Annotated in this window: 20 protein-coding genes; 12 read left to right on the top strand and 8 right to left on the bottom strand. The window is 61.1% G+C overall.

The features are described 5' to 3' along the window. Positions 1-433 precede the first annotated feature (433 nt). The 4 genes from glnA to ntrC all read left to right on the top strand — a co-directional run bounded on the left by glnA (position 434) and on the right by ntrC (position 5315). Positions 434-1840 (top strand): type I glutamate--ammonia ligase, encoded by a 1407-nt coding sequence (gene glnA / locus PFU01S_RS11790; protein WP_023532915.1) that lies wholly within the window; start codon positions 434-436, stop codon positions 1838-1840. A 153-nt stretch (positions 1841-1993) separates the two neighbouring features. After that, entirely contained in the window at positions 1994-2536 is a 543-nt protein-coding gene (locus PFU01S_RS11785) for a chorismate mutase (RefSeq protein WP_028687274.1), read from the top strand. A 254-nt stretch (positions 2537-2790) separates the two neighbouring features. Next, positions 2791-3876 carry a nitrogen regulation protein NR(II) gene (glnL, locus tag PFU01S_RS11780; RefSeq protein ID WP_027914073.1) on the top strand — a complete coding sequence of 362 codons (1086 nt, stop codon included), beginning with the start codon at positions 2791-2793 and terminating at the stop codon, positions 3874-3876. Beyond that, a complete protein-coding gene (gene ntrC, locus PFU01S_RS11775; RefSeq protein WP_027914074.1) occupies positions 3873-5315 on the top strand; it encodes a nitrogen regulation protein NR(I) in 1443 nt (480 codons plus the stop codon). The genes glnL and ntrC overlap by 4 nt, the downstream gene beginning before the upstream one ends. Before the next feature lie 295 nt (positions 5316-5610). On the opposite strand, the gene PFU01S_RS11770 is transcribed toward ntrC, so the two are convergent. Next, on the bottom strand, positions 5611-6048 hold the full coding sequence (locus PFU01S_RS11770; RefSeq protein ID WP_027914075.1) for a hypothetical protein: 438 nt from the start codon (positions 6046-6048) through the stop codon (positions 5611-5613). Here PFU01S_RS11770 and trmL point away from each other — a divergent pair. Next, positions 6047-6508 carry a tRNA (uridine(34)/cytosine(34)/5-carboxymethylaminomethyluridine(34)-2'-O)-methyltransferase TrmL gene (trmL, locus tag PFU01S_RS11765; protein WP_028687275.1) on the top strand — a complete coding sequence of 154 codons (462 nt, stop codon included), beginning with the start codon at positions 6047-6049 and terminating at the stop codon, positions 6506-6508. The genes PFU01S_RS11770 and trmL overlap by 2 nt on opposite strands. A 104-nt stretch (positions 6509-6612) precedes the next feature. Here trmL and secB read toward each other — a convergent pair whose 3' ends face one another. From secB to PFU01S_RS11750, 3 genes are read right to left on the bottom strand one after another with little or no spacing between them, the layout of a single operon-like run. After that, positions 6613-7098: a protein-export chaperone SecB gene (gene secB, locus PFU01S_RS11760; protein ID WP_023532907.1), complete on the bottom strand. Its 486-nt coding sequence runs from the start codon at positions 7096-7098 to the stop codon at positions 6613-6615. A 41-nt stretch (positions 7099-7139) separates the two neighbouring features. Next, positions 7140-7394: a glutaredoxin 3 gene (gene grxC / locus PFU01S_RS11755; RefSeq protein ID WP_027914077.1), complete on the bottom strand. Its 255-nt coding sequence runs from the start codon at positions 7392-7394 to the stop codon at positions 7140-7142. 1 nt (position 7395) lies between these two features. Next, on the bottom strand, positions 7396-7809 hold the full coding sequence (locus PFU01S_RS11750; protein ID WP_023532978.1) for a rhodanese-like domain-containing protein: 414 nt from the start codon (positions 7807-7809) through the stop codon (positions 7396-7398). Positions 7810-8017: 208 nt separating this feature from the next. Here PFU01S_RS11750 and gpmI point away from each other — a divergent pair, with 208 nt between their 5' ends. From gpmI to PFU01S_RS11730, 4 genes are all read left to right on the top strand, one after another. Further along, positions 8018-9553, top strand: coding sequence for a 2,3-bisphosphoglycerate-independent phosphoglycerate mutase (gene gpmI, locus PFU01S_RS11745; RefSeq protein ID WP_028687276.1), 1536 nt, complete (start codon positions 8018-8020; stop codon positions 9551-9553). A 120-nt stretch (positions 9554-9673) separates the two neighbouring features. Further along, positions 9674-10975: a murein hydrolase activator EnvC family protein gene (locus PFU01S_RS11740; protein ID WP_028687277.1), complete on the top strand. Its 1302-nt coding sequence runs from the start codon at positions 9674-9676 to the stop codon at positions 10973-10975. Between the two features lie 76 nt (positions 10976-11051). After that, the gene (locus PFU01S_RS11735) at positions 11052-12368 is read left to right on the top strand and encodes a S41 family peptidase (protein WP_023533072.1); all 1317 of its coding nucleotides are present in this window, start codon (positions 11052-11054) and stop codon (positions 12366-12368) included. Between the two features lie 7 nt (positions 12369-12375). Further along, positions 12376-13143, top strand: a complete 768-nt coding sequence (locus PFU01S_RS11730) for a divergent polysaccharide deacetylase family protein (protein ID WP_027914080.1) — start codon at positions 12376-12378, stop codon at positions 13141-13143. Positions 13144-13271: 128 nt separating this feature from the next. On the opposite strand, the gene PFU01S_RS11725 is transcribed toward PFU01S_RS11730, so the two are convergent. Continuing rightward, a complete protein-coding gene (locus PFU01S_RS11725; RefSeq protein ID WP_154665196.1) occupies positions 13272-17825 on the bottom strand; it encodes a dermonecrotic toxin domain-containing protein in 4554 nt (1517 codons plus the stop codon). Between the two features lie 184 nt (positions 17826-18009). Further along, on the bottom strand, positions 18010-20013 hold the full coding sequence (locus PFU01S_RS11720) for a BCCT family transporter (RefSeq protein ID WP_027914082.1): 2004 nt from the start codon (positions 20011-20013) through the stop codon (positions 18010-18012). A gap of 475 nt (positions 20014-20488) precedes the next feature. On the opposite strand from PFU01S_RS11720, the gene betI reads away from it, so the two are divergent. The 3 genes from betI (at position 20489) to betA (ending at position 24491) form a co-directional block, all read left to right on the top strand. Then, positions 20489-21142 (top strand): transcriptional regulator BetI, encoded by a 654-nt coding sequence (gene betI / locus PFU01S_RS11715; RefSeq protein ID WP_023533018.1) that lies wholly within the window; start codon positions 20489-20491, stop codon positions 21140-21142. A 38-nt stretch (positions 21143-21180) separates the two neighbouring features. Beyond that, positions 21181-22653: a betaine-aldehyde dehydrogenase gene (betB, locus tag PFU01S_RS11710; protein WP_023532870.1), complete on the top strand. Its 1473-nt coding sequence runs from the start codon at positions 21181-21183 to the stop codon at positions 22651-22653. 146 nt (positions 22654-22799) lie between these two features. Beyond that, positions 22800-24491, top strand: coding sequence for a choline dehydrogenase (gene betA / locus PFU01S_RS11705; RefSeq protein WP_023532909.1), 1692 nt, complete (start codon positions 22800-22802; stop codon positions 24489-24491). Between the two features lie 40 nt (positions 24492-24531). Here betA and hisF read toward each other — a convergent pair whose 3' ends face one another. Together hisF and hisA are read right to left on the bottom strand one after the other, a co-directional pair. Next, the gene (gene hisF, locus PFU01S_RS11700) at positions 24532-25302 is read right to left on the bottom strand and encodes an imidazole glycerol phosphate synthase subunit HisF (RefSeq protein WP_027914085.1); all 771 of its coding nucleotides are present in this window, start codon (positions 25300-25302) and stop codon (positions 24532-24534) included. A gap of 77 nt (positions 25303-25379) precedes the next feature. Further along, positions 25380-26129 (bottom strand): 1-(5-phosphoribosyl)-5-[(5-phosphoribosylamino)methylideneamino]imidazole-4-carboxamide isomerase, encoded by a 750-nt coding sequence (gene hisA / locus PFU01S_RS11695; protein ID WP_023533011.1) that lies wholly within the window; start codon positions 26127-26129, stop codon positions 25380-25382. Positions 26130-26138: the final 9 nt, after the last annotated feature.

Below are 26138 nucleotides of genomic sequence, written 5' to 3'. Positions count from 1 at the left end.
GGGCGCGAATTATATCGGAAATTGCTCAGGATTTGACCAACTTTTGAGCAGAAGCTTGCAGAAAAATGCAGGAAGCCAACTTCAGACACCGCACGTCGGGGCTTGAAGGCGGTATCTGCGATCTTGAGCAGACGGCCCATTGCATCCAGTCGGCCTCATACGTCGAGTACGATCCCATTCAACGCCATTCGACCCAATGCACCTTATTGGTGCGACAATTAAAAAAATCGCATCGTAAGGGTGCACATTTCTCCCTGCAGCCCCAGCCAGATGCCCACAAACGCCCCCTTCTGTCCCGACCTCGCCATTTTCGGGCACTGGCATGCAATTTGCTCCCTTGTGAGGCAGGTAAGCTTGGCCGACTATCCGCGCCCGGCAACACCCTTTTTCCAGGGCGGCGGCCAACCGTGCCCTAGACCATCCGGAGGACAACATGTCGAAGTCGGTTCAGCTCATCAAAGATCATGACGTCAAGTGGATTGATCTGCGTTTCACGGACACCAAAGGTACTCAGCACCACGTGACCATGCCGGCGCGTGATGCGTTGGACGAAGACTTCTTCGAAGTCGGCAAGATGTTCGACGGCTCCTCCATCGCTGGCTGGAAAGGCATCGAAGCCTCCGACATGATCCTGATGCCGGTAGACGAGACTGCCGTTCTGGACCCGTTCACCGAAGAGCCGACGCTGATCATTACCTGTGACATCGTCGACCCGTCGAGCATGCAGGGCTACGACCGTGACCCACGTGCGATCGCCAAGCGCGCCGAGGAATACCTCAAGAGCACTGGCATCGGTGACACCGTGTTCGCCGGCCCGGAGCCTGAGTTCTTCATCTTCGACGAAGTGAAGTTCCAGTCGGACATCTCCGGCTCGATGTTCAAGATCTTCTCCGAGCAAGGCTCGTGGATGACCGGTGCCGATATCGAAGGCGGCAACAAAGGCCACCGCCCAGGCGTCAAAGGTGGCTACTTCCCAGTACCGCCATTCGACCACGACCACGAAATCCGTACTGCCATGTGCAACGCACTGGAAGAGATGGGCCAGCTGGTCGAAGTGCACCACCATGAAGTGGCCACTGCCGGCCAGAACGAAATCGGCGTCAAGTTCAACACCCTGGTGAAGAAGGCCGACGAAGTCCAGGCCCTCAAGTACGTCGTGCACAACGTTGCCGACGCCTACGGCCGCACCGCTACCTTCATGCCGAAGCCGCTGTACGGCGACAACGGCTCGGGTATGCACGTGCACATGTCGATCTGGAAAGACGGCAAGAACACCTTCGCAGGTGAAGGCTATGCCGGCCTGTCCGACACCGCCCTGTACTTCATCGGCGGCATCATCAAGCACGGCAAGGCCCTGAACGGCTTCACCAACCCGTCGACCAACTCGTACAAGCGTCTGGTCCCAGGTTTCGAGGCACCCGTGATGCTGGCCTACTCGGCACGCAACCGTTCGGCTTCGATCCGTATCCCTTATGTCGGCAGCCCGAAAGCCCGCCGTATCGAGGCGCGTTTCCCAGACCCATCGGCTAACCCGTACCTGGCCTTCGCGGCCTTGCTGATGGCTGGCCTGGACGGCATCCAGAACAAGATCCACCCAGGCGATGCAGCCGACAAAAACCTGTATGACCTGCCGCCTGAAGAGGCCAAGGACATCCCACAGGTGTGCGGCAGCCTGAAGGAAGCCCTGGAAGAGCTGGACAAGGGCCGTGCGTTCCTGACCAAGGGCGGCGTGTTCTCCGATGATTTCATCGACGCGTTCATCGAGCTCAAGAGCGAAGAAGAAATCAAGGTCCGTACCTTCGTCCATCCGCTGGAATACGAGCTGTACTACAGCTGCTGATCTGATCGGCGCCTGGCGCCGATGACTGGATCGAAACGGCCTCCCTTGGGAGGCCGTTTGCGTTTTGGACTTCAGGCATTTCGGAAGTTACCTACCTCGGTGCGTTGCCCATCCCTCTCAGAATCAGACCTCCATCCCTAGGAGGCACCCTGTATGCGCAATCGACTGCTTTGTCTGTTTACAGCGTTCAGCTTGACTGGCTGCACTGCTGCTGCACCGCAACACCCTGCTCTTGAGCCGTTGTTAGCTACCATTGAGCAGCGCCTGGCCATTGCGCAGGCCGTTGCCTTGCACAAGTGGGACAAAGGGCAACCCGTGCAAGCCACTGAACGCGAGCAAGAGGTCCTGATGCGCGTGCAGGTGGCTGCACCTGTGTTTGGCCTGGCCCCGCACGATACCGAAGCCTTTTTTGCCGACCAGATGGAAGCCAACAAGCTTGTGCAGTACACCCTGCTGCACCAATGGCGCTTGGCAGGACAAGCGCCGCACCACCTGCGGGCGGACCTGCAAACGGTCATTCGCCCGCAGCTGGACAGGCTCGAAAGTCAATTGCTTGAACAGCTTGCGGCATTCAGGCGTCAGGACGGGCGGGCCTGTGCGCAGCGCGTGGCTAGCGCTATTGCAAGCCGGCCAAATGCACCGCTGATGAAGCAGGGCATGATCAGGGCAACTGGCCAGCTTTGCGATCCCTCGTAAAAGCCCTATGCTCCAAAATGGTGCAGCAATTTCCTGGTTGCACCGTTATTTATTCCAAAATGAAGCACCTGAAACGTTAATGCAGCGTCTTCTGGTGCGAATCTGGGCGAAAAGTTACAGGATCCTGTCGAATCTGCCTCTTTTCGGCGCCTTGGTTTGTTTCTTGCATTTCCAGACCAACAGCAACCACTGGATGTGTCGCGCACAGCGCGGCTCCTTTGCCAGCAAGCACCGAAAGAGGTCGACGCCGCACCATGACCATCAGTGATGCACAACACCGTCTGCTTCTGGACAACCTGACCACGGCCACGCTGCTGCTCAACGCCGAGCTGCGGCTGGAATACATGAACCCGGCCGCCGAAATGCTGCTGGCCGTCAGTGGCCAGCGCAGCCACGGGCAGTTCATCAGCGAGCTGTTCACCGAGTCCACCGAAGCGTTGAGCTCGCTGCGCCAGGCCGTGGAGCAGGCACACCCCTTTACCAAGCGTGAAGCCCAGTTGACCTCGCTGACGGGGCAGACCATCACGGTGGACTATGCCGTTACACCGATCCTGCACCTGAGCCAGACCCTGCTGCTGCTGGAGGTCCACCCACGCGATCGCCTGCTGCGCATCACCAAGGAAGAAGCCCAGCTAAGCAAGCAGGAGACCACCAAGATGCTGGTGCGCGGCTTGGCCCATGAGATCAAGAACCCCTTGGGCGGCATCCGCGGTGCAGCACAATTGCTGGCGCGTCAGTTACCCGAAGAGAGCTTGCGCGATTACACCAACGTGATCATCGAAGAAGCTGACCGCCTGCGTAACCTGGTCGATCGCATGCTGGGCTCGAACAAGCTGCCATCGCTGGCCATGACCAACATCCATGAGGTGCTGGAGCGGGTATGCAGCCTGGTGGAGGCCGAGAGCCAGGGCTGCATCACCCTGGCGCGTGACTATGACCCTAGCCTTCCGGACGTGCTGATCGACCGCGAACAGATGATCCAGGCTGTGCTCAACATCGTGCGCAACGCCATGCAGGCCATCAGCTCGCAAAATGAGCTGCGCCTGGGCCGCATCACCTTGCGCAGCCGGGCACTGCGCCAGTTCACCATCGGTCACGTGCGCCATCGCCTGGTGGCGCGCGTCGAGATCATCGACAACGGCCCCGGCATCCCTGCCGAGCTGCAGGACACCCTTTTCTATCCCATGGTCAGTGGTCGCCCGGACGGTACCGGCCTGGGCCTGGCCATTACCCAAAACATCATCAGTCAGCACCAGGGGCTGATCGAGTGTGAAAGCCACGCAGGTCACACCGCCTTCTCTATCTATCTGCCCCTGGAACAAGGAGCCACCGCCTCATGAGCCGAAGTGAAACCGTATGGATCGTCGACGATGATCGCTCCATTCGCTGGGTCCTTGAAAAAGCCCTGCAACAGGAAGGGATGACCACCCAGAGCTTCGACAGTGCCGAGGGCGTCATGGGCCGACTGGCCCGTCAGCAGCCTGACGTGATCATTTCCGACATCCGCATGCCTGGCTCCAGTGGTCTGGAGCTGTTGGCGCAGATACGCGACCAGCACCCTCGCCTGCCGGTCATCATCATGACCGCGCACTCGGACCTGGACAGCGCCGTGGCGTCATATCAGGGCGGTGCTTTCGAGTATTTGCCCAAACCTTTCGATGTGGACGAAGCGGTTGCCCTGGTCAAGCGTGCCAACCAGCACGCCCAGGAGCAGCAAGGGTTGGAAGTTCCACAAAACCTGGCGCGCACCCCTGAAATCATCGGTGAAGCGCCGGCGATGCAAGAGGTGTTCCGCGCCATCGGCCGTCTGAGCCATTCCAACATTACCGTGCTGATCAATGGCGAGTCCGGTACGGGCAAGGAATTGGTCGCCCACGCGCTGCATCGGCACAGCCCGCGCGCAGCCGCCCCCTTCATCGCCCTGAACATGGCGGCGATCCCCAAGGACCTGATGGAGTCTGAGCTGTTTGGCCATGAAAAAGGCGCTTTCACCGGCGCGGCCAACCTGCGTCGAGGGCGCTTCGAACAAGCGGACGGCGGCACGCTGTTTCTCGATGAGATCGGCGACATGCCGGCCGATACCCAGACGCGCCTGCTGCGTGTGTTGGCCGACGGCGAGTTCTATCGCGTAGGCGGCCATATTCCGGTCAAGGTCGACGTGCGCATCATTGCTGCTACCCATCAGAACCTGGAAGCGCTGGTGCAGGCCGGAAAGTTCCGCGAGGACTTGTTCCATCGCCTGAACGTCATCCGCATTCATATCCCTCGGTTGGCGGACCGCCGTGAAGACATTCCCGCCCTTGCCCGCCACTTCCTGGCCCGGGCGGCCCAGGAGCTATCGGTAGAACCCAAGGTACTCAAGCCAGAGACCGAGGAGTTCATCCGCAACCTGCCATGGCCGGGCAACGTGCGCCAGATGGAAAACACCTGCCGCTGGATCACGGTAATGGCTTCGAGCCGTGAGGTATTGATCGGCGACCTGCCACCTGAGTTGTTGAACCTGCCACAGGATGCCGCACCGGTTACCAACTGGGAGCAAGCACTGCGCCAGTGGGCGGACCAGGCACTGGCGCGCGGGCAGACCAGCCTGCTTGACAGCGCCGTTCCGAGTTTCGAGCGCATCATGATCGAGACGGCCCTCAAGCACACCGCCGGGCGGCGCCGAGATGCGGCACTGTTGCTGGGATGGGGTCGCAATACCTTGACGCGCAAGATCAAGGAACTAGGCATGAACGTAGCCGGTGGTGACGAAGAGGAAGGTGAAGACCACCAGGCGTAGACGACTGCAGAACACCTGAAAAGGGCCGCTTCGCGGCCCTTTTTCATTTAGGCGCATGGTTGCACCGTTTCTGTGCCAGACGCACCGCCCGAAGGCACAAATGGCCGCAAACACTGGCCGTTTTCCCCTTTTCACCCTGTTATAGCGGGGCTCAGAAGTTGGCACGGCACCTGCAACAGGACAAATAACATCCGTTTCGGGGGCCCTGGTACAGGCAGGCCAGGTGACCCCTCTTTTATTCGCTCACGCACACGTTTCGGGGACCTTGGTACAGGCAGGCCGGGAATCCCCTCTTTTATTCGCGCAGGTCCACCTGCACCCGCCAGCGTCCAGACACTTCTTCACTGGACCAGTGGCCCTGCAGCGTACGCGCAGCCACCACCGTCAACAGCAGGCCCTCCTGGCTGTCCTGCACCCGCCAGCTGACCGGCTTGCCACGCACGGTCAACTGCCCTCGCTGGGGGCGGCCCTTGGCCTGAAACAGCAACGCCACGGTACCTTCCACATTCTCCCCATGCAGCTTGGGTTCTGCGTTGAACCACAACACCAACCCATCTTGCGCCACGCTCACCTGCTGCAGCTCGCGCTCCACGGGCGCGGTCAGACGGCCAATCATCAAACCGATCATCACGCCCACGATTGCCAGTGAAAGCATCACCCGGGGGAAGGCTTTCGATCGCACGTCCGGTTCAGGGGTAGAATGCTCACCATCTTCATGCTTGGAGCCGTGCATGTTTCACGTCATCCTTTTTCAACCCGAAATTCCACCCAATACGGGCAACATCATTCGCCTGTGCGCCAACAGCGGGTGCGCGCTGCACTTGATCGAGCCCATCAGCTTCGAACTGGACGACAAGCGCTTGCGCCGCGCAGGCCTCGATTACCACGAGTATGCCACGCTCAAGCGCCACCCGAGCTTGGCGCACTGCCTGGAAAGCCTGGGCCAGCCAAGGCTCTTCGCCTTCACGACCAAGGGTTCGCACCCTTTCCATGAAGGGGCCTACCAGCCTGGCGACGCATTTCTGTTTGGCCCCGAAAGCCGCGGCCTGCCGACGGATGTGCTGGACAGCCTGCCCGCCGAACAACGACTGCGACTGCCCATGCGCCCCGGGTGCCGGAGCCTGAACCTGTCCAACACGGTAGCTGTGACGGTGTACGAAGCCTGGCGTCAGAACGGGTTTGCCGGTAGCTGACTAGCGTCAGGCAGCAGCGCAATGCCCTACGGGACCTCCGGCGTGAGGCTGTACGCCAGACAAACAAAAAGCGCCCCTGAGGGCGCTTTTGGTGAAGCGGGCGATCACTGCACGGTGGGTGCTTCGCCGGCTTCCTGCATACGCTGCATTTCTTGCGCATACAGCGCGTCGAAATTGACCGGCGACAGCATCAGGGCCGGGAAAGAACCACGGGTCACCAGGCTGTCCAGGGTTTCGCGAGCATACGGGAACAGGATGTTCGGGCAGAACGCACCCAGGGTGTGGCTCATCGACTCGGCATCCAGGTTCTTGATGAGGAAGATACCCGCCTGTTGCACTTCGGCGATGAAGGCGACTTCGTCACCGTTCTTGACCGTCACCGACAGGGTCAGCACCACTTCGTGGAAGTCACCTTCCAGGGCCTTCTGCTTGGTGTTCAGGTCCAGCCCGACGCTCGGCTCCCAGGTCTGACGGAAGATCTGCGGGCTTTTCGGGGCTTCGAACGACAAGTCACGCACATAGATGCGCTGCATCGAGAACTGAGGGCTGTTGTCTTCTGCAGCAGCGCCGGTGGTCTGTTGGTCAGTCATGGCAGATCCTTATCCTAATGTTTGGGAATGCAGTGCAAAAATCAGTCGGCCAGCAATGCGTCGAGCTTACCGGCGCCCTCCAGGGCATGCAGTTCATCGCAGCCACCGACGTGGGTGCTGCCGATCCAGATCTGCGGCACGGAGGTGCGGCCGGCCTTCTGGGTCATCTCAGCGCGAACCTGCGGCTTGCCATCGACCTTGATTTCCTGGAATGCCACACCCTTGCTTTGGAGCAGGTACTTGGCACGCATGCAGTAGGGGCAGTAGTCGCTGGAATAGACGATGACAGGCTTCATATCACTTCACCAAAGGCAGGTTGTCGGCTTTCCAGCTGGAAACGCCACCGCTGAGCTTGGCAGCGTTGTAACCAGCCTTGAGCAGGTCGCGGCACACGGTGCCGGCATGTTGACCCATCGCGTCCACCACGATCAGGGTCTTGTCCTTGTGCTTTTCGAGCTCGGTCATGCGGGTGGCCAGCTTGTCCTGGGGGATGCTGAGCGCACCGACGATGTGACCGGCAGCATATTCCTTGGCCGGGCGGATATCGATCACCAGCCCTTTGTCGGCGTTGACCAGGGCGGTGAGTTGCCCATTGCTCAGGCTCTGCCCGCCACGGCGGATTTCGTTGACCAGCAAGGCCGCCAGCAGAACGACGAAGATCGCCACCAGGAGGTAGTGGTTTGTCGCGAATTGAATCAGGTTAGCAACCATCTGGGGTGTTCCACGCGATTGAAAATGCCGGCCAGTATACACACCAGCCCGGTGCCACCAAAGCCTGACCGGAGCGCCGATCAAGCGCCGTTACACATTGCCGCATGGGTGCACCGGTCGGGTTCGAGGACGATTATTCGCCCATACCCGGCGCATTTGCCCTAAAATGCGTGTCTTTATCATCTTTGAACAACCGTGAGTTTGATTGATGACGAGCACGCCCAAACCCCTGGTCCTGATCATCCTGGACGGCTTCGGTTACAGCGAAAGCCCTGAATACAATGCCATCCACGCCGCCAATACGCCGGTGTACGACCGCTTGCAGGCTACCCAGCCGCACGGCCTGATTTCCGGTTCGGGCATGGATGTCGGCCTGCCGGATGGCCAGATGGGCAACTCCGAGGTCGGCCACATGAACCTGGGCGCCGGGCGCGTCGTTTACCAGGACTTCACCCGCGTCACCAAGGCCATTCGTGACGGCGAGTTCTTCACCAACCCGGTGCTCACGGGTGCGGTCGATGCGGCGGCGGGCGCTGGCAAGGCCGTGCACATTCTCGGCCTGCTGTCCGACGGTGGCGTTCACAGCCACCAGGACCACCTCGTTGCCATGGCCGAGCTGGCTGCGCAGCGTGGTGCCGAAAAAATCTACCTGCACGCCTTCCTCGATGGCCGCGACACCCCGCCGCGCAGCGCCCAATCCTCCATCGAGCTGCTTGACGCCACCTTCGCCCGGCTGGGCAAAGGCCGCATCGCCAGCCTCATCGGCCGCTACTTCGCCATGGACCGCGACAACCGCTGGAACCGGGTGAGCGCCGCTTACAACCTGATCGTCGACAGTGACGCGCAATACACTGCCGATACTGCCCTGGCCGGCCTTGAAGCAGCCTACGCCCGCGATGAGAGCGATGAGTTCGTCAAGGCCACGCGCATCGGCGAGCCCGTCAAGGTCGAAGATGGCGATGCGGTGATCTTCATGAACTTCCGCGCCGACCGCGCCCGCGAGTTGTCGCGCGTGTTCGTCGAGCCTGACTTCAACGAGTTCCCGCGCGCGCGCCTGCCGAAAGTGGCGGCGTACATCGGCCTGACCCAATACTCGGCCAAGATCCCGGCGCCGGCCGCCTTCGCGCCGGCCAGCCTGCACAACGTACTGGGCGAATACCTGGCGAACAACGGCAAGACCCAGCTGCGCATCGCCGAGACCGAAAAGTACGCGCATGTCACCTTCTTCTTCTCGGGCGGGCGCGAAGAGCCATTCGAAGGCGAAGAGCGCATCCTCATCCCATCGCCCAAGGTCGCCACCTATGACCTGCAGCCGGAAATGAGCGCGCCCGAGGTCACCGACCGTATCGTCGAAGCCATCGAGCAGCAGCGTCACGACGTGATCGTGGTGAACTACGCGAACGGTGACATGGTTGGCCATACCGGTGTGTTCGATGCGGCAGTCAAGGCCGTCGAGGCCCTGGATGGTTGCATGGGCCGCATCGTCGCGGCGCTTGAAAAGGTCGGTGGCGAAGCGCTCATCACGGCCGACCATGGCAACGTCGAGCAAATGGAAGACGAATCCACCGGCCAGGCGCACACCGCGCACACCACCGAGCCAGTACCGTTCATCTATGTAGGCAAGCGCAACCTCAAGGTCCGCGAAGGCGGCGTGCTGGCAGACGTGGCACCGACCATGCTCAAGCTGCTGGGGCTGGAGAAGCCTGCCGAGATGACAGGCACTTCCATCCTGATCGACGCCTGACGGTCATGCCACACGCCACACGAAGCACGTGCCGGTTCACGGCCCCTTCCTGTGGCGTGTAGCGTGCAGCCTGCCGCTCATTCATACTAGGCCAGTCTCCATCCCCGGTATGCCAAACCCATGCTTCGCGCCCTGATCCTTCTCGCCTTGTCTTGCCTGCTCACCCCGGCGTTCGCCGATGAGCGGGCACAGACCCAGCAGCAACTGGACGCCACCCGCCAGGACATCGCCGAACTCAAGAAAACCTTGGGCAAGCTCCAGGAAGAAAAGGCAGGTGTGCAGAAAGACCTAAAGGCCACCGAAACCGACATCGGCAACCTGGAAAAGCAGGTGGAGGCCCTGCAGCAGCAACTAAAAAAGACCGAAGGCGAGCTGGAGCGCCTTGATACCGAGAAAAAAAAACTCCAGAGCGCCCGCGTTGAACAACAGCGGCTGATCGCCATTCAGGCCCGTTCGGCCTATCAGAACGGCCGTGAGGAATACCTCAAGCTGCTGCTCAACCAGCAGAACCCCGAAAAATTTGCGCGAACGCTCACCTACTACGATTACCTCAGCAAGGCACGCCTGGAGCAACTGCGCGCCTTCAATGACACCTTGCGCCAACTGGCCGGTGTGGAACGCGACATCGGCAGTCAACAAGCGCAATTGCTGGCCCAGCGCGCCGACCTCGACACCCGCCGTCAGGCGCTGGAAGTCGAACGGGGCAAGCGCCGCGAGGTGCTAGCCAAACTCAACGGCGATGTGAAAGACCGCGACCAGAAGTTGCGCGCCCGCGAGCAGGACCAGGCCGACCTCTCCAAGGTGCTCAAGACCATCGAGGAAACCCTGGCCCGCCAGGCGCGTGAAGCCGAGCAGGCTCGTCAACGCGCACTGCTGGCCCAGCAGGAAGCGGAAAAACGCCGCCAGCAAGAGGCCCTCGCCGCCGCCGCCCGTGACAAGGCACCCGAGCCGGTCGAGCCACCTCGCAAGGCCCGCGCGACCCTCGGGCCCATGGTTTCGAGCGACGGTGCCAGTTATGGCGGTGCATTTTCTGCTTCCCGCGGAAAACTTCCATGGCCAGTCAATGGTCGATTGCTGGCACGCTTCGGGGATGCCCGCGGCGGTGATTCACGCGCCAAGTGGGACGGGGTGATGATCAGTGCCAACCCCGGTACCCAGGTGCGGGCTGTCCATGGAGGCCGTGTGGTGTTCGCCGACTGGTTGCGTGGCGCCGGTCTTCTGGTCATTCTCGACCATGGCAATGGTTACCTGAGCCTGTATGGCCATAACCAGAGCCTGCTCAAGAGCGCCGGTGACGTCGTCAAGGCGGGCGAAGCCATTTCGACAGTCGGCGACAGTGGTGGCCAGGAGGCTGCCGGTCTGTATTTCGCCATCCGCCAGCAGGGCCGGCCTTCCGACCCCTCCCAGTGGTGCCGCGGCTAGTCAAACTTATGTGGCGCAGCGTGTGCTGTGCCCATGCTCCGAAGGGAGCGTCTACAGGATCAGGAGTTCGTTCGACATGCTGCACTCGCCCCGTCTTACCCAGCTGGCCCTGTCCATCGCCCTGGCGGTCGGCGCACCCCTGGCCGTTGCCGCAGAGCCGACCAAGGCGGCAGCCGTGCCGGCCACAGAGGTAACGGCCAAGGCGCCGCTGCCGCTTGAAGAGCTGCGCACTTTTGCTGAAGTCATGGACCGCATCAAGGCGGCCTATGTCGAGCCTGTCGATGACAAGACCCTGCTGGAAAACGCCATCAAGGGCATGCTCAGCAACCTTGATCCCCACTCGGCCTACCTGGGCCCTGAAGATTTCCAGGAGCTTCAGGAAAGTACCAGTGGTGAATTTGGCGGTCTGGGCATAGAAGTCGGCCAGGAAGACGGCTTCATCAAGGTCGTCTCGCCCATCGATGACACGCCTGCGTCCAAGGCAGGTGTCCAGGCGGGGGACCTGATCGTCAAGATCAACGGCGCACCGACACGTGGCCAGACCATGACCGAAGCCGTGGACAAGATGCGCGGCAAGGTGGGCGACAAGATCACCCTGACGCTGGTGCGCGACGGGGGTACGCCGTTCGATGTGACGCTGGCCCGTGCAGTCATTCAGGTCAAGAGCGTCAAGAGCCAGCTGCTTGAGAACGACTACGGCTACATCCGCATCACCCAGTTCCAGGTCAAGACCGGCGACGAAGTGGGCAAGGCCTTGGCCAAGCTGCGCAAGGACAACGGCAAGAAGCTGCGTGGCGTGATCCTGGACCTGCGCAACAACCCGGGGGGCGTGTTGCAGTCGGCGGTAGAAGTGGCTGACCATTTCCTGACCAAGGGCTTGATCGTGTACACCAAAGGGCGGATCGCCAATTCCGAGCTGCGCTTCTCGGCTGACCCCGCCGATGCCAGCGAAGGTGTGCCACTGGTGGTGTTGATCAACGGCGGCAGTGCCTCGGCCTCGGAAATCGTCGCAGGCGCCTTGCAGGACCAGAAGCGCGGCGTGCTGATGGGCACCGACAGTTTTGGCAAGGGCTCGGTCCAGACAGTGCTGCCACTGGCCAACGACCGTGCGCTGAAACTGACCACTGCCCTGTACTTCACCCCCAACGGTCGCTCCATCCAGGCCCAGGGTATTGTGCCGGACATCGAGGTCCGCCAGGCCAAGCTTACGGCCGAAGCGGACAACGACAACTTCAAGGAAGCCGACCTGCAAGGGCACCTGGGCAACGGCAATGGTGGCGCCGACCGCCCCACAGGCAGCAGCAAGCGCAAGGAGCGGCCCCAGGACAACGACTTCCAGCTGAGCCAGGCCCTGAGTCTGCTCAAGGGCCTGAACATCACCAAAGGCAGCTGAGCCACCCATGCGTTATTTGCTGTATCTGCTGATCGGGCTGGTGGCGGGCGTGGCGCACGCAGCGCCCACCGGCCAGGCGTACATGAGCATCATCATCGATGACCTGGGTCAGAGCCCCGAACGCGACAGCCGAACCCTGGCGCTGCCGGGGCCGGTGACCATGGCCATCATGCCTGACACCCCGCATGCCACCGACTTCGCCCGCCAAGCGCACAAGGCGGGTAAAACCGTCATCCTGCACATGCCCATGGACCCGGCCACCGGGCCCTATGCCTGGCACCCCGGCGTGCCGCTGGCCGAGCTTGCCAGGCGTCTTGATGCAGCCCTGGCCAAGGTGCCTTATGCCGCTGGTGTGAACAACCACATGGGCAGCCGTATGACTGCACAACGCGACGCCATGACCTGGTTGATGGGCGAGCTACAGCGACGCGACCTGTTCTTCGTCGACAGCCGCACTAGCGCCGCGACCGTGGCCGCGGCACAAGCTCAGGCACAGGGTACTGCGAACGTGTCCAGGGATGTGTTTCTGGATGACGAGCGCACGCCAGAGGCAATCACGCGCCAACTGCACCAAGGCATCGCCCTGGCGCGCAAGCAGGGGTCAGCGGTGCTGATTGGCCACCCGTATCCACAAACCCTCGAAGTGCTGGAGCGCGAGCTACCCACCCTCGCGCGACAGGGTGTGAAGCTGATCAACCTGCAACAGATGATTGCCGAACGAAGCAACCTGGCCATGCCCGCCCACGGCAAGCAAGGCCGTTACAGCAATCGTTGAGCGGCGTCGCGTGCGGGCCTGCGAAGCGAGTCGAGCGCGTGCCTTCATGCCAGCGCAGGCACGTCGGTGACGTCTGGACCCTGCCCCCCGGGCGGCGAGCAGAGCACAGGCCATCACAGTCAACAGCGTTACCCGAATGGAATGATGCCCTCTACATCGCCTTTGCGTAGCTGGCCACGGTAGATGGAGAGCACTTCCTGTTTCTTCGCGGCCCGCAACACGGCTTGATGCCCAAGCCTGCGCTGCTCCCACAATTTCAGATGCCCTCGAGAAAATTCTCGATCCGGCGTGTCGACGGCGGGGTAGTGAAAGTGAGCCTCCCAGATAGGCTTGCCTGACGCCCGTTTGATCTCGTAGGTGTCCAAGTAATCGTTTGCCCCCAACGGCACCCTGCGATCGGCTTGACTAATGCTGATCTCACCCAGTCCGTGAAGGAACTTGAGCGCGTTCAAGGTAGGGGTCTTGCAGGTCAGGTAATACGTTTTGAGCAGCTCCTGACGATGGTCTTCGAGCTCGGTGATTGCATGCTCGATTCGCCCTCTCAACGCACTCTCGGCATCCGTTCGGGGCAAAAGCGCCAGATTGCTTTCGAGGTCTTTGACGTGCTGGTCGACAATCGTGGTCAATCCCAGGGGCTCATTCTTGGCGAAAAATTTCTTTGCCATCGCAACCGTGGCATCAACGCCATCGATCAGCTTCTGCGCTTGTCGGCGCAGTTCGCTTAGCCTTATGGCAGGGCCAGGCGAATGTTCGGTCGTGCCTAAGGGCTCGACCTCTTGCCACTGGCTATTCTGCCGGCGAAAGGTTCTCAACACCTTCGCATGACTGTCCACTTGCTGCACCACGGGCAGGCCTGCGTCGTCGACGCTCTCGACACCCACAACGTTACGTCCCTGCTGGGTCCTGACCATTCGACGCACACCGCCGCGCGGCGCATAGACGGGAGCGCGTGGTGCAGAGGTCTTGGTCTGCTCGACCTCACGAAGATTGGCCTGCATTTCCTCGTTGGCCAACAGCTTCAACCGGCGTAGCTCTTCCAGATACTGCTGGAGCTTATCGAGCCGGATAGCTTCAGGTTTGGCGCCGGCCAGGTATTGCGCCATGCCAATGGTCTCTTCGTACGCATCGATCACGTCATTGAGCACAGCGACTCGCTCTTCGCCAGACAGGCTACTGCCAGCCAATTCACCATGTGCACTGCCCGCACTCTTGAGTGCCTTTCCAACCAACATTTCGTTGTACTCGTTGATCTGCTTTTCAGAGGCGCCCCGGAGACGATCAACTGACAGTTCGCCAAGGTCTTCAAGCAGTCGAAACTCAAGATCAATGGCGTTCAATTGGCGCTGTTGAATGATTCTGGTCAGTTCAAGATGCTTGTTTTCGCTCTTGCCATCCTCGTCCTGGAACACAATGTCATTGTCGGCTCGGGTGCTCTCAAGTAGAGGATCAAGTTTAGCGGCCAAGGCCAGCATGTCTTTGGCCCACTGCGTCACGCGTTCGAGCGAGGCGGTCAATTGCTTGTAGCGTTGCTGCTCCTGCTCAGTGGTAGGGAGGACTGCGATTTCCTCAAGCTGTGCGTCTATGGACTCCTCATTGATCATATCCGCCAGCAAGTTGTAATACATCTCGCAGGACCTCAACAGGCCACGTCGGATAATACTGCGTTGATACGCTACCGTGGTCGAGACGAGCTGACTGGAAGGTCTTACCGATCCGCCCGACATGAGCAGAGCGTCGTGCTCGCTGTCGTGTTTGATGAGTGCGTCCAGGTCTTTGCACACATACTGGCGCTGCCTCCTTCTGACTTGGCGCAGTAGACTGATCATTTCCAGCTGCTGTGCATCGGGCGTTTCGACTCGCTCGAGTTCCTCAAGTTTTTCGGTGGTCTTATCCACTTCAGAAGCATGTCGGTCATAGGTCTCGGCCAATGTTTCGCGCGCATACGTCAAGCGCGCATCCTCTTCACGCATGCTCTCTTCGCGGCGCATGTTCTCTTCGCGCACAAGCTGAAGACGGCTCTTGGGCATACCGCCGAGCAAGCGTTGGCCCGAGTCGATACGCCACGCTCCCCCCACATACCTCAACCACGGGCCAGGCTGGCCCTGCGCATCAACGATCCGCACACCTTCGGTATCAACCGATACAGCAAAGGTGCCCATCAGCATTTTTGCGTAGCGCTGCCCATCGACCGTGTAAAGACCTGCGGCCTCCCCGCTGGAAGCGGGCGAGTGCTCTTCCAGATCGATCTGAACGCGCAACCCCAAGACCTTGCTGCGCATTTCGGCCGGCAAGGCATTGAACCCTTCCCCACCAGAGAAGGAGAAATCCATGATCGCCTGCGGCTTGGTGACCGGCCCAGGAAGGTAGACTTTGCCTTGCGTGGGCATATCGGCATCGGCCAGCACTGGGAGTGTAGACCCCGGCGCCAACGTTGAAGGGCGTATGGCATCGGGTAACTCTACCGGCTTGGCGGCAGTTTTTGGTCCGAACACATGCCCCAGTGCCATTACCAGGTTGAGCACGATATCCACAATGGCAGCCGAGCGCTCGAACGCCGTACCTTCTCGGATGGCTTTTTCGTCGGCCGCCGCGGCATTGAGCGTTTGGACCATCCAGGCTATGGCGCCGACGGGCCCTGTTACCACCATAGAAGCGACATCGAACAGCAACCAGGCACCTTGAGTGAGAATCGCCCACTGGCTTTCTGCGTTGGAAACCGAGCTGCGCTCGGCCAAATCGACCAGCAAATCGCGGTTGGCTCTGTACAGCTTGAGATCGACAGCATCCAACCAAGGCTTGGCCCAGAACTGAGCAGGCGCTACACGCCCGGGCAAGATCGAGGTATCGATGATCGAATGCCCCAGATGAGGCTCGCTGAAGCCGCCGTGGTCGTAGACCGGGCGCACTTCAGGCGTGAGCCAGTCAAGGATGCTGGTCTGCAGCTCAGCATCGTCGCGCACCTGAGCCATCAAAGCGTCCGTACTGGTGAATTCCAGCACGGCCTTCCCGCCGTAGAGGGGCCTGTACAGCACAACGGTCCCTGGGGTTTGATTGACCAGGACATACATGCCATGCACCCGATCGTATTGCTCACTGTCCGGCGCACGTCGCAATGCGAACGGCATCAGTGTGCTGGCCGGTTGTGCTGCGTCCAGCCTACCGCCGCAATAATCGGAAATAGCCTGCAGGCCGATTTCGCTCAACTGTTGCGTCAATTTCGCCAGCAAGGCGCTATTGAGCAATGCGCTTCGCCATTCTCCTGCGAAGCGTTTGACCCGCTCAGGTTGGCGCTGCGCGTCGTCGAGATGGGTGACCACATACGCTGGGTAAGTAGCACCGATGTCTACTCGCCAGATAAGCTGCTTGAGGTAATCAACGGTCAACCAATCCATGATCAGCTGATCTTCACGGTGGCCGATGGCGGTGATGGTCGCTTGCCCGAGCGAACTCAGGTTACCAATGGCAAACTCCGTCAACGTGATAGTGCGCTTTTCCACAACGCCGTCGCCGGCGCCTGTACCTGCCCCGCCAGGAACCCCGTAGGCAGTGCTCAATTCCAGAAGCACATCATCGGGAAAGTAATTGGCATCAACCGGATGGTCCTGCAACAGCTGCTTTCGCAATTGCTGACTGGTGTAGCTGTGAAGATCGAGAATCCCGGACAGTGCCCCTTCCCCGTCCGAGTCGGCCTGGGCCAGGGCAATTTCGAAAAAGGCGCTCTGGCAAGCGAAGCTATCGGCTGCTGCCACCCGAAATACACCTACCGGCGCTTTCTTGAAATCGGACGGGTCGACATAACCTTCGATGAACCATTGCGCAGGATCGCTCAATGCAAAGTAGCCGTTTTCCAACTGCGTGACGTCGGTCAATGGCGCCTTGTACAGGTCGTTCACTTGCCCCAGCATGAGTTCCTGCATCATGGCCGTTTGCTGCGCAAAGGGATCCCCTTCAAGCTCATGCCGATGCCAGGCCATCTCTAGCTCGTCCACAAGGCCGGGATATTCCTGCTGCAGGGCCTGCGCGAACTCATCCAGCGTGTCGAACGCCCAGACCACGCCGGACGGTTTGCACCACAGCACTGTCTCACCCTCATCCCACTGCCCTTGCACGATAAGATCGGGCAGGAATCGGCTAACGGTGGTGTTCTGATAGGGGCGGGTCATCTCCACCATGAACACCGTCGGCCGCTCACTGGGGCTGCCCAAGAGTCCACGCAAACATGCCTGCTGCCGAGCGCTCAAGCCTTGAAGTGACAGGTTGTGCAGCAGCGCCGTCTTCAAGACCAGTTGCAGCCAGCGGTCACGGCTGACCCCCATGCTGCCGACAGCACGCCAGTACTCGACCTGCGCCGCGTTGAAGTAGCCATCCAGTAAAAGCAGCAGGTCTTCGAAGGCAGGTTGCAGAGCGAAGAGATCGATTTGATCGCCCTCTGCTGTCTCGAACGGATCTGGGATGGCGAAGAAATGTTTGCCGTCGAGCAGCAGATACTGGTTGAAATTGGCCACTGGCGCGAAGTCCAGCACCCGGTTGTGCAGCTTTGCCTTGAGGATCTCGTCCACGAGCGGAAGGGTCGATACGCTTTGCCCATCGGGGTTAGCTCTGACCAGGCTCAGCTGGTTGGCATCCTTGAGCGTGGGGCGATGGACGGCGATCAGGGGGTAGTGCTCGATCAGCAGACCCATGATCTGCCGGCTGGCTACTTGCCGTAATGTAGGCCTGCCTGAAAATTGCGCGTTGACCTGGGCTTTGAGGTCGTATGAAGCGGCTCGAGCGGTGGGCATGGTGGGCCTCCTTGAATCGGGAGACCCACCGTAGCCACGCACGTGTGGTCATCGGCCGTACATATTGCTAGGCCAGGACCAAGCGTCAGCTGTATACCCGCCCCAACACTTGCCGATGGCTCTCGAACTGGTCCAGTACATCGCGCACGATCTGTTCAGGCGCAAAGCCCATCAGGTCATACTCCTGGCTACCGTCGTGCAAATACACTTCGGCACGGTAGAAGCGTTGCCGTACCTCGGGCTCACCTTCGACCGGGGCTTCTGTCGGTGCAGCCATGTAGCCGTCGAGGCTGACTTCATAGACGAAGGGGTTGCCTTCTTCCATCATCACCCGCAGGCCCATCATGTTGCGCGATTGGCCGACCCGGGTCTCGACGTCGAATCCCTGGGTTTGCAACTGAGCCGCAGCATCCTTCAGCGCAGGGCTGACCTGCTTGTCCATGAAGCGCTGCACCACAGCCTGGGTCGGTTGCAGTTCGAGCTGGGTCAGGCGCTCACTGAAGCCTCGACGGCCACGTGCGGCCAGTTCGGCCCGCTCCTGCTCCATGGCCACGTCCTGCCGCATGGCCTTGTACAAGCCGAACATGAACAGCACCAGCACCACCGAGAACGGCAGGCCTGCCAGTACCACCATGGTCTGCATGGCTTCGAAGTTGCCGGCGAACAACAGGCCGATGGTGACCAGGGTGATGATCACCGACCAGAACACCACCATCCAGTGCGGGGCGTCCTCGTCGACCTTGCCGCCTTTGCACGACAGGTTGGCCATCATGACTGCGCCGGAATCCGCTGGGGTCAGGAACAGGACGAAGCCCACGAACACGGCCACGCCGATCACGATCTTCGCGGCCGGGAAATATTCCAGCAGCTGGTAGATCGACATGGACGGCTGCTCGAGGGCGGTCTTGCCCAGTTCGACGGCGCCATGGTTGATCACCAGGTCCAAGGCTGTGTTGCCGAAGATCGACAGCCACGCCAGGGTGAAGCCCAGCGGGATCAACAGCACACCGCTGACCAGCTGGCGCACGGTACGGCCCTTGGAGATCCGGGCAATGAACATGCCCACGAACGGGCCCCAGGAAATCCACCAGGCCCAATAGAACACTGTCCACAGGCCCAACCAGCGCTCTGACTTGCCCGACTCACCCTCATACACATAAAGGTCGAAGGTTTTCAGCACGATGCCGTTGAGGTAGTCGCCCACGTTCTGCACGAAGCCGTTGAGCAGGTGCAGGGTCTGGCCGCCCAGCAGTACGAAGATCAGCAGCCCGCTGAACAGCGCGATGTTCAGGTTGGACAGGCGGCGGATGCCGTTTTCCACACCCGAGACCGCCGCCACCGTGGCAACGCCAGCCATTACCAGGATCACTACCAGCAGGTTGGTCTTGCTGTGGTCCATGCCGAACAGGTATTCGAGCCCCGATGCGACCTGCATCGAGCCGATCCCGAGGTTGGTGACCAGGCCCAGCAGGGTCACGAACATGCCGAAGATATCCACAGCGTTGCCGGCAGCGCCCTTGACCCAGCGCTCGCCTACCAGTGGATAGAGTGCCGAGCGCAGTGCTAGCGGCTGGTTGTGACGGTAGGCGAAGTACCCCACGGCCAAGCCCACCAGGGCGTAGATCGCCCAGCCGTGCAGGCCCCAGTGCAGGAACGTCAGCTGCAGGCCCTGACGCGCCGCTTCCAGGCTGGCCGGCGTGCCTTCGGGCGGATTGAAATAGTGATCCAGTGGCTCGGATGCGCCGAAGTACAACAGCGAAATACCGATGCCCGACGAGAACAGCATGCCGGCCCAGGCGCCATAGCTGAAGTCAGGCTGATCTTCCTTGCCGCCCAGCTTGAGCTTGCCGTAGTCGGAAAACGCCAGGTAGATGACGAACAGCAAGTAGCCGCAGATCACCAGCATGTAGTACCAGCCGAAACTGCGCGTCAGCCACTGCTGGGCGACGCCCAGTACGCGGCCGGCAGTTTCAGGAACAGCGATAAGCAAGGCAGTCAGAACGAGGATCATCAGCGCCGAGGTGTAGAACACCACGCGGTTGACCCGTACCCTCTCGGCGGGGGGTTTGGTTAGTGAGGCAGAACTCATTGCAAGAAGGCTCCGGGCAGAACGGCAGTGGAGGCTAATCGGTCTTCCTGAGCATTTGGTGGAATACCCCCACTGCATCAGGTGTTATAAAAGCACCCTGGGAATCGCGGTTTCGAACCGATCCGCTGCAACACATACGCCGTTACCACCGCTTCAAACTGCTGCGCACGGTTGCACATGCGCGCATTGGTCACAGGGATATCGCCCGATCCTGAGGCATGTCGCAGGTTGTTCACGCTGCGACGGCGTCTGCGTCCTTTATCGATCGCCCCCGTACAAGCCTTGCCGGCCCTGGGTTTGCGCGATTTCCTAAGGTTTTAATCGATGCCGCTGGCGCCGCCACATGGGCTGTCAATGGCACAAATTGTCGCAGAGCTTATTCTTTATTGATTGAACGTTCAATCAAAACAAAATAGACTGGTCTTCGCCGAGTCAGACGCTTGTCGTCTGCTGGTAGACCTGAGGAGAAAGCAAGATGCCCAAGGTCGGTATGCAACCCATCCGCCGTCAGCAGTTGATCGAAGCCACGCTACAGGCGGTCGATCAGGTCGGTCTGGGGGACGCCAGCATTGCGCTCATTGCCCGTTTGGCCGGCGTGTCGAACGGCATCATCAGTCACTACTTTCGGGACAAGAACGGCCTGATCGCAGCGACGATGGGTTACATCATGAGCATGCTCAACGAAGGCGTGCGAGCGCGCCGCCAGGCGTTGACGGACGATGCGCCGCGCGCCCACCTGAAAGTGATCATCGAGGGCAACTTCGATGCCAGCCAGGTGAATGGCCCGGCGATGAAAACCTGGTTGGCTTTCTGGGCTTCCAGCATGCACCAGCCCGATCTGCACAGATTGCAACGGATCAATGACCACCGTTTGTACTCCAATCTGTGTTGCCAGTTTCGCCGCGTGCTGCCGCTTTACCATGCACGCAAGGCAGCCCGCGGGCTGGCGGCCCTGATCGACGGCCTGTGGCTGCGTGGCGCCTTGTCGGGGGATGCCTTCGACACTGACCAGGCGATACGGATCGCTTACGAATACATGGATCTACAACTGGCCAAGCAGCACACACTGGGCACCGACCCCGCTGCTGAAAAACGGCGCACGGCCTCTGCCAGCACGGCAGGAGCGTGACGCCCGGCCTACTCACACATTGCACTTGCGAGGACACTATGGCCCGTTTCGGAACGCAAAAACTCTACATCGATGGCGGTTATGTCGACGCTGGCACCGATGCCACCTTCGAAGCCATCAACCCGGCTACCGGCGAAGTGCTTGCCCACGTGCAACGCGCCACCGAAGCTGACGTCGAGAAGGCTGTCGAAAGCGCCGAGCGCGGCCAGAAAGTGTGGGCGGCCATGACCGCCATGCAGCGCTCGCGCATCCTGCGCCGCGCCGTGGACATCCTGCGCGAGCGCAACGACGAGCTGGCCATGCTGGAAACCCTGGACACCGGCAAGTCCTACTCCGAAACACGCTACGTCGACATCGTTACCGGCGCCGACGTACTGGAATACTACGCAGGCCTGGTCCCTGCCATCGAAGGCGAGCAGATTCCGCTGCGCGAATCGTCCTTCGTCTACACCCGCCGCGAACCGCTGGGCGTGACCGCAGGTATCGGTGCCTGGAACTACCCGATCCAGATCGCCCTGTGGAAATCCGCACCGGCCCTGGCTGCCGGCAACGCGATGATCTTCAAGCCGTCGGAAGTCACTTCGCTGACCACCCTCAAGCTGGCCGAGATCTACACCGAGGCCGGCCTGCCGGACGGCGTGTTCAACGTACTGACCGGCAGCGGCCGCGAAGTCGGCAGCTGGCTGACCGAGCACCCGCGCATCGAGAAGATCTCCTTCACCGGCGGCACCACCACCGGCAAGAAGGTCATGGCCAGCGCCTCGAGCTCCTCGCTCAAGGAAGTGACCATGGAGCTGGGCGGCAAGTCGCCGCTGATCATCTGCGCCGACGCCGACCTGGACAAGGCCGCCGACATCGCCATGATGGCCAACTTCTACAGCTCGGGCCAGGTATGCACCAACGGTACCCGCGTGTTCATCCCAGCCGAGCACAAGGCCGCTTTCGAAGCCAAGATTCTCGAGCGCGTGGCGCGCATCCGTGCCGGCAACCCGGAAGATGAAAACACCAACTTCGGCCCGCTGGTCAGCTTCCAGCACATGGAAAGCGTGCTGGGCTACATCGCCAAGGGCAAGGAAGAAGGTGCCCGCGTACTGTGTGGCGGCGAGCGCCTGACCGAAGGCGACTTCGGCAAGGGTGCCTTCGTGGCCCCGACCGTGTTCACCGATTGCCGCGACGACATGACCATCGTCAAGGAAGAGATTTTCGGCCCGGTCATGAGCATCCTCAGCTACGAGACCGAGGAAGAAGTGATCCGCCGCGCCAACGACACCGAATACGGCCTGGCAGCCGGCGTGTGCACCAACGACCTGAACCGTGCCCACCGCATCATCCACCAGCTTGAAGCGGGCATTTGCTGGATCAACGCCTGGGGCGAGTCCGCAGCCGAAATGCCGGTGGGTGGCTACAAGCAATCGGGCGTTGGTCGCGAGAACGGCATCAGCTCGCTGGCCCAATACACCCGCATCAAGTCGGTACAGGTCGAGCTGGGCGACTACGCGTCGGTCTTCTGACCGCCCGTAGCACGCCAGCCCATGCTGCAGGACAGCGCCGGTCGTTGACCGACCGGCCCTTGCAGCACTCATCCATTTGCGCGTGAGGCCAGGCTGCACCCAGGTGCAGCGCCAGACGCGCAACTGCTTCCGGAGGAAGCTTCCCCATGGAATACGATTACATCATCGTTGGTGCCGGCTCTGCCGGTAACACCCTGGCTACTCGCCTTACCGAAGACGCAGGCACCACCGTACTGCTGCTCGAAGCGGGCGGCCCTGACTATCGCTTCGACTTCCGCACCCAGATGCCAGCCGCCCTGGCCTTCCCGCTGCAAGGCCGTCGCTACAACTGGGCCTACGAGACCGACCCGGAGCCGCACATGGACGGCCGCCGCATGGAATGTGGCCGTGGCAAGGGCCTGGGTGGCTCCTCGCTGATCAACGGCATGTGCTACATCCGCGGCAACGCCCTGGACTTCGATGGCTGGGCTGAGCTGCCAGGCCTGGAAGACTGGGCCTACCTGGACTGCCTGCCGTACTTCCGCAAGGCCGAAACCCGCGACATCGGCCCCAACGACTATCACGGTGGCGACGGCCCGTTGAGCGTGGCCACGCCCAAGGCGGGTAACAACCCGCTGTTCAACGCCATGGTCGAAGCTGGCGTACAGGCCGGCTACCCGCGCACCGAAGACCTCAACGGCTACCAGCAAGAAGGCTTCGGCCCGATGGACCGTTCGGTGACCAAGAATGGCCGCCGCTCCAGCACTGCCCGCGGTTACCTGGACCAGGCCAAGAAACGCCCCAACCTGACCATCGTGACTCACGCCCTGAGCGACCGCGTACTGTTCGACGGTAAGCGCGCCATTGGTGTGAGCTACCTGGTGGGCGACAGCGAAGAGCGCGTCGAAGCACGCGCGCGCAAGGAAGTGATCGTCAGCTCCGGCGCCATCGCCACGCCGCAACTGCTGCAGCGCTCCGGTGTAGGCCCGCGCGCCCTGCTCGAAAGCCTGGACATCCCGGTCGTTCACGACCTGCCAGGGGTTGGCGAAAACCTGCAGGATCACCTGGAACTGTACCTTCAGTACGCGTGCACCCAGCCCGTATCGCTGTACCCATCGCTGCTGTGGTGGAACCAGCCGGCCATCGGCGCGGAGTGGCTGTTCAACGGTACCGGCATCGGGGCCAGCAACCAGTTCGAGGCCGGCGGTTTCATTCGCTCGCGCCCTGAATTCAAATGGCCGAACATCCAGTACCACTTCCTGCCGGTTGCCATCAATTACAACGGCTCCAAGGGCGTCAAGGAACATGGCTTCCAGGCGCACATGGGCTCGATGCGCTCGCCTAGCCGCGGCCGCGTGCAGGTCAAGTCCAAGGACCCACGCCAGCACCCGAGCATCCTGTTCAACTACATGGCCACCGAGCAGGACTGGGAAGAGTTCCGTGACGGTATTCGCCTGACCCGCGAAATCATGGCCCAGCCGGCGCTGGACCCGTACCGCGGTCGCGAAATCAGCCCAGGCGCGCATGTGCAGACCGATGAAGAGCTGGACAAATTCATCCGGGAGCACGCCGAAACCGCCTACCACCCATCCTGCTCGTGCAAGATGGGTACCGACGACATGGCGGTGGTCGATGGCGAAGGCCGCGTGCATGGCATGCAGGGCCTGCGTGTAGTGGATGCGTCGATCATGCCGATCATCATCACCGGCAACCTCAACGCCACCACCATCATGATTGCCGAGAAAATCTCGGACAAGATCCGTGGTCGCAAGCCGTTGCCGCGCAGCACTGCCAAGTACTACGTGGCCAACGACGCGCCGGTCAAAGGCAAGCCCATGCGCGAAGTGAAGCAGGGCTGATCAGCAAAAGGGGCTGCCTGGCAGCCCCTTTTTTTTCGGATCAGCGAACGACGATTCCGCGCGCTGCCATATAGGCCTTGGCCTCAGGCACCGTGTACTCCCCAAAATGGAAGATGCTGGCAGCCAACACGGCACTGGCATGCCCTTGCAAGATGCCATCGGCCAGGTGCTGAAGGTTACCCACCCCGCCCGAGGCGATCACCGGGATGCTCAACGCATCGCTGATGGCACGGGTCACGCCCAGGTCGAACCCGTTCTTCATGCCATCCTGGTCCATGCTGGTCAGCAGGATCTCGCCCGCGCCCAGGCCTTCCATCTTCTTGGCCCACTCTACCGCGTCCAAACCGGTCGGCTTGCGTCCGCCGTGGGTGAAGATTTCCCAGCGCGGCGTTTCGCCAGGGCCGGATACCTGCTTGGCATCGATGGCCACGACAATGCACTGCGAGCCGAAACGATCGGCGGCCTCGCCCACGAATTCCGGGTTGAACACGGCGGCAGTATTGATCGACACCTTGTCGGCACCGGCATTGAGCAGGTTGCGGATGTCCTGCACGGTACGCACGCCACCACCGACGGTCAGCGGGATGAAGACCTGGCTGGCCATGCGCTCGACGGTGTGCAGCGTGGTGTCGCGGCCGTCAACGCTGGCCGTGATATCGAGGAACGTGATTTCGTCCGCACCCTGCTCGTTGTAGCGCCGGGCGATTTCAACCGGGTCACCGGCATCGCGGATGTTCTCGAACTTGACGCCCTTGACCACACGGCCGTTGTCCACGTCCAGGCAAGGGATGATGCGTTTAGCTAAAGCCATGAGAGGGCTCCTGGGAAGCAACTGCAAGCTTGGGGCGACAAGGGATACGCACCGAACGGGCCCCTTGCCGCAGACGCTTAGCGCTGGCCAATGCTCGGGTAGGTGTCACAGAAGGCCTGGGCCTCGGCGACGTCGAGGGTGCCCTCATAGATGGCACGGCCGGTGATGGCGCCAATGATGCCAGGCGCATTGGCCTGTAGCAGTGCCTTGATGTCGCCCAGGTTGTGAATGCCGCCCGAGGCGATTACCGGTATCGACGTGGCTTCTGCCAGGGCCTTGGTGAAGGGCACGTTGCAGCCCTGCATCATGCCGTCCTTGGCGATGTCGGTGTAGACGATCGCCGAGACGCCATCGGCCTCGAAGCGCTTGGCCAGGTCAATGACCTGCACCGTGCTCACCTCAGCCCAGCCGTCGGTGGCGACGAAACCGTCCTTGGCGTCCAGGCCGACGATGACCTTGCCGGGGAAGGCCTTGCAGGCCTCGGCCACGAACTCAGGCTGCTTCACCGCCTTGGTGCCGATGATCACGTAGCTGACGCCAGCCTTGACGTAGTGCTCGATGGTTTCCAGCGAGCGAATGCCGCCACCGATCTGGATCGGCAGGGTCGGGTAGCGCTTGGCGATGGCGGTGACCACTTCACCGTTGACCGGCTGGCCTTCGAAGGCACCGTTGAGGTCGACCAGGTGCAGGCGACGGCAGCCGCCCTCGACCCACTTGGCGGCCATGCTCACCGGGTCATCGGAAAATACCGTGGAATCTTCCATACGGCCCTGGCGCAGACGCACGCAGGCACCGTCCTTCAGATCGATAGCGGGGATAATCAGCATCTTGGGAAC

The organism is Pseudomonas fulva NBRC 16637 = DSM 17717 (assembly GCF_000730565.1).
GTDB lineage: Bacteria > Pseudomonadota > Gammaproteobacteria > Pseudomonadales > Pseudomonadaceae > Aquipseudomonas > Aquipseudomonas fulva.
Note: the sequence above shows the minus strand (reverse complement) of the source record. Positions and strands in the feature narration are given on the sequence as shown.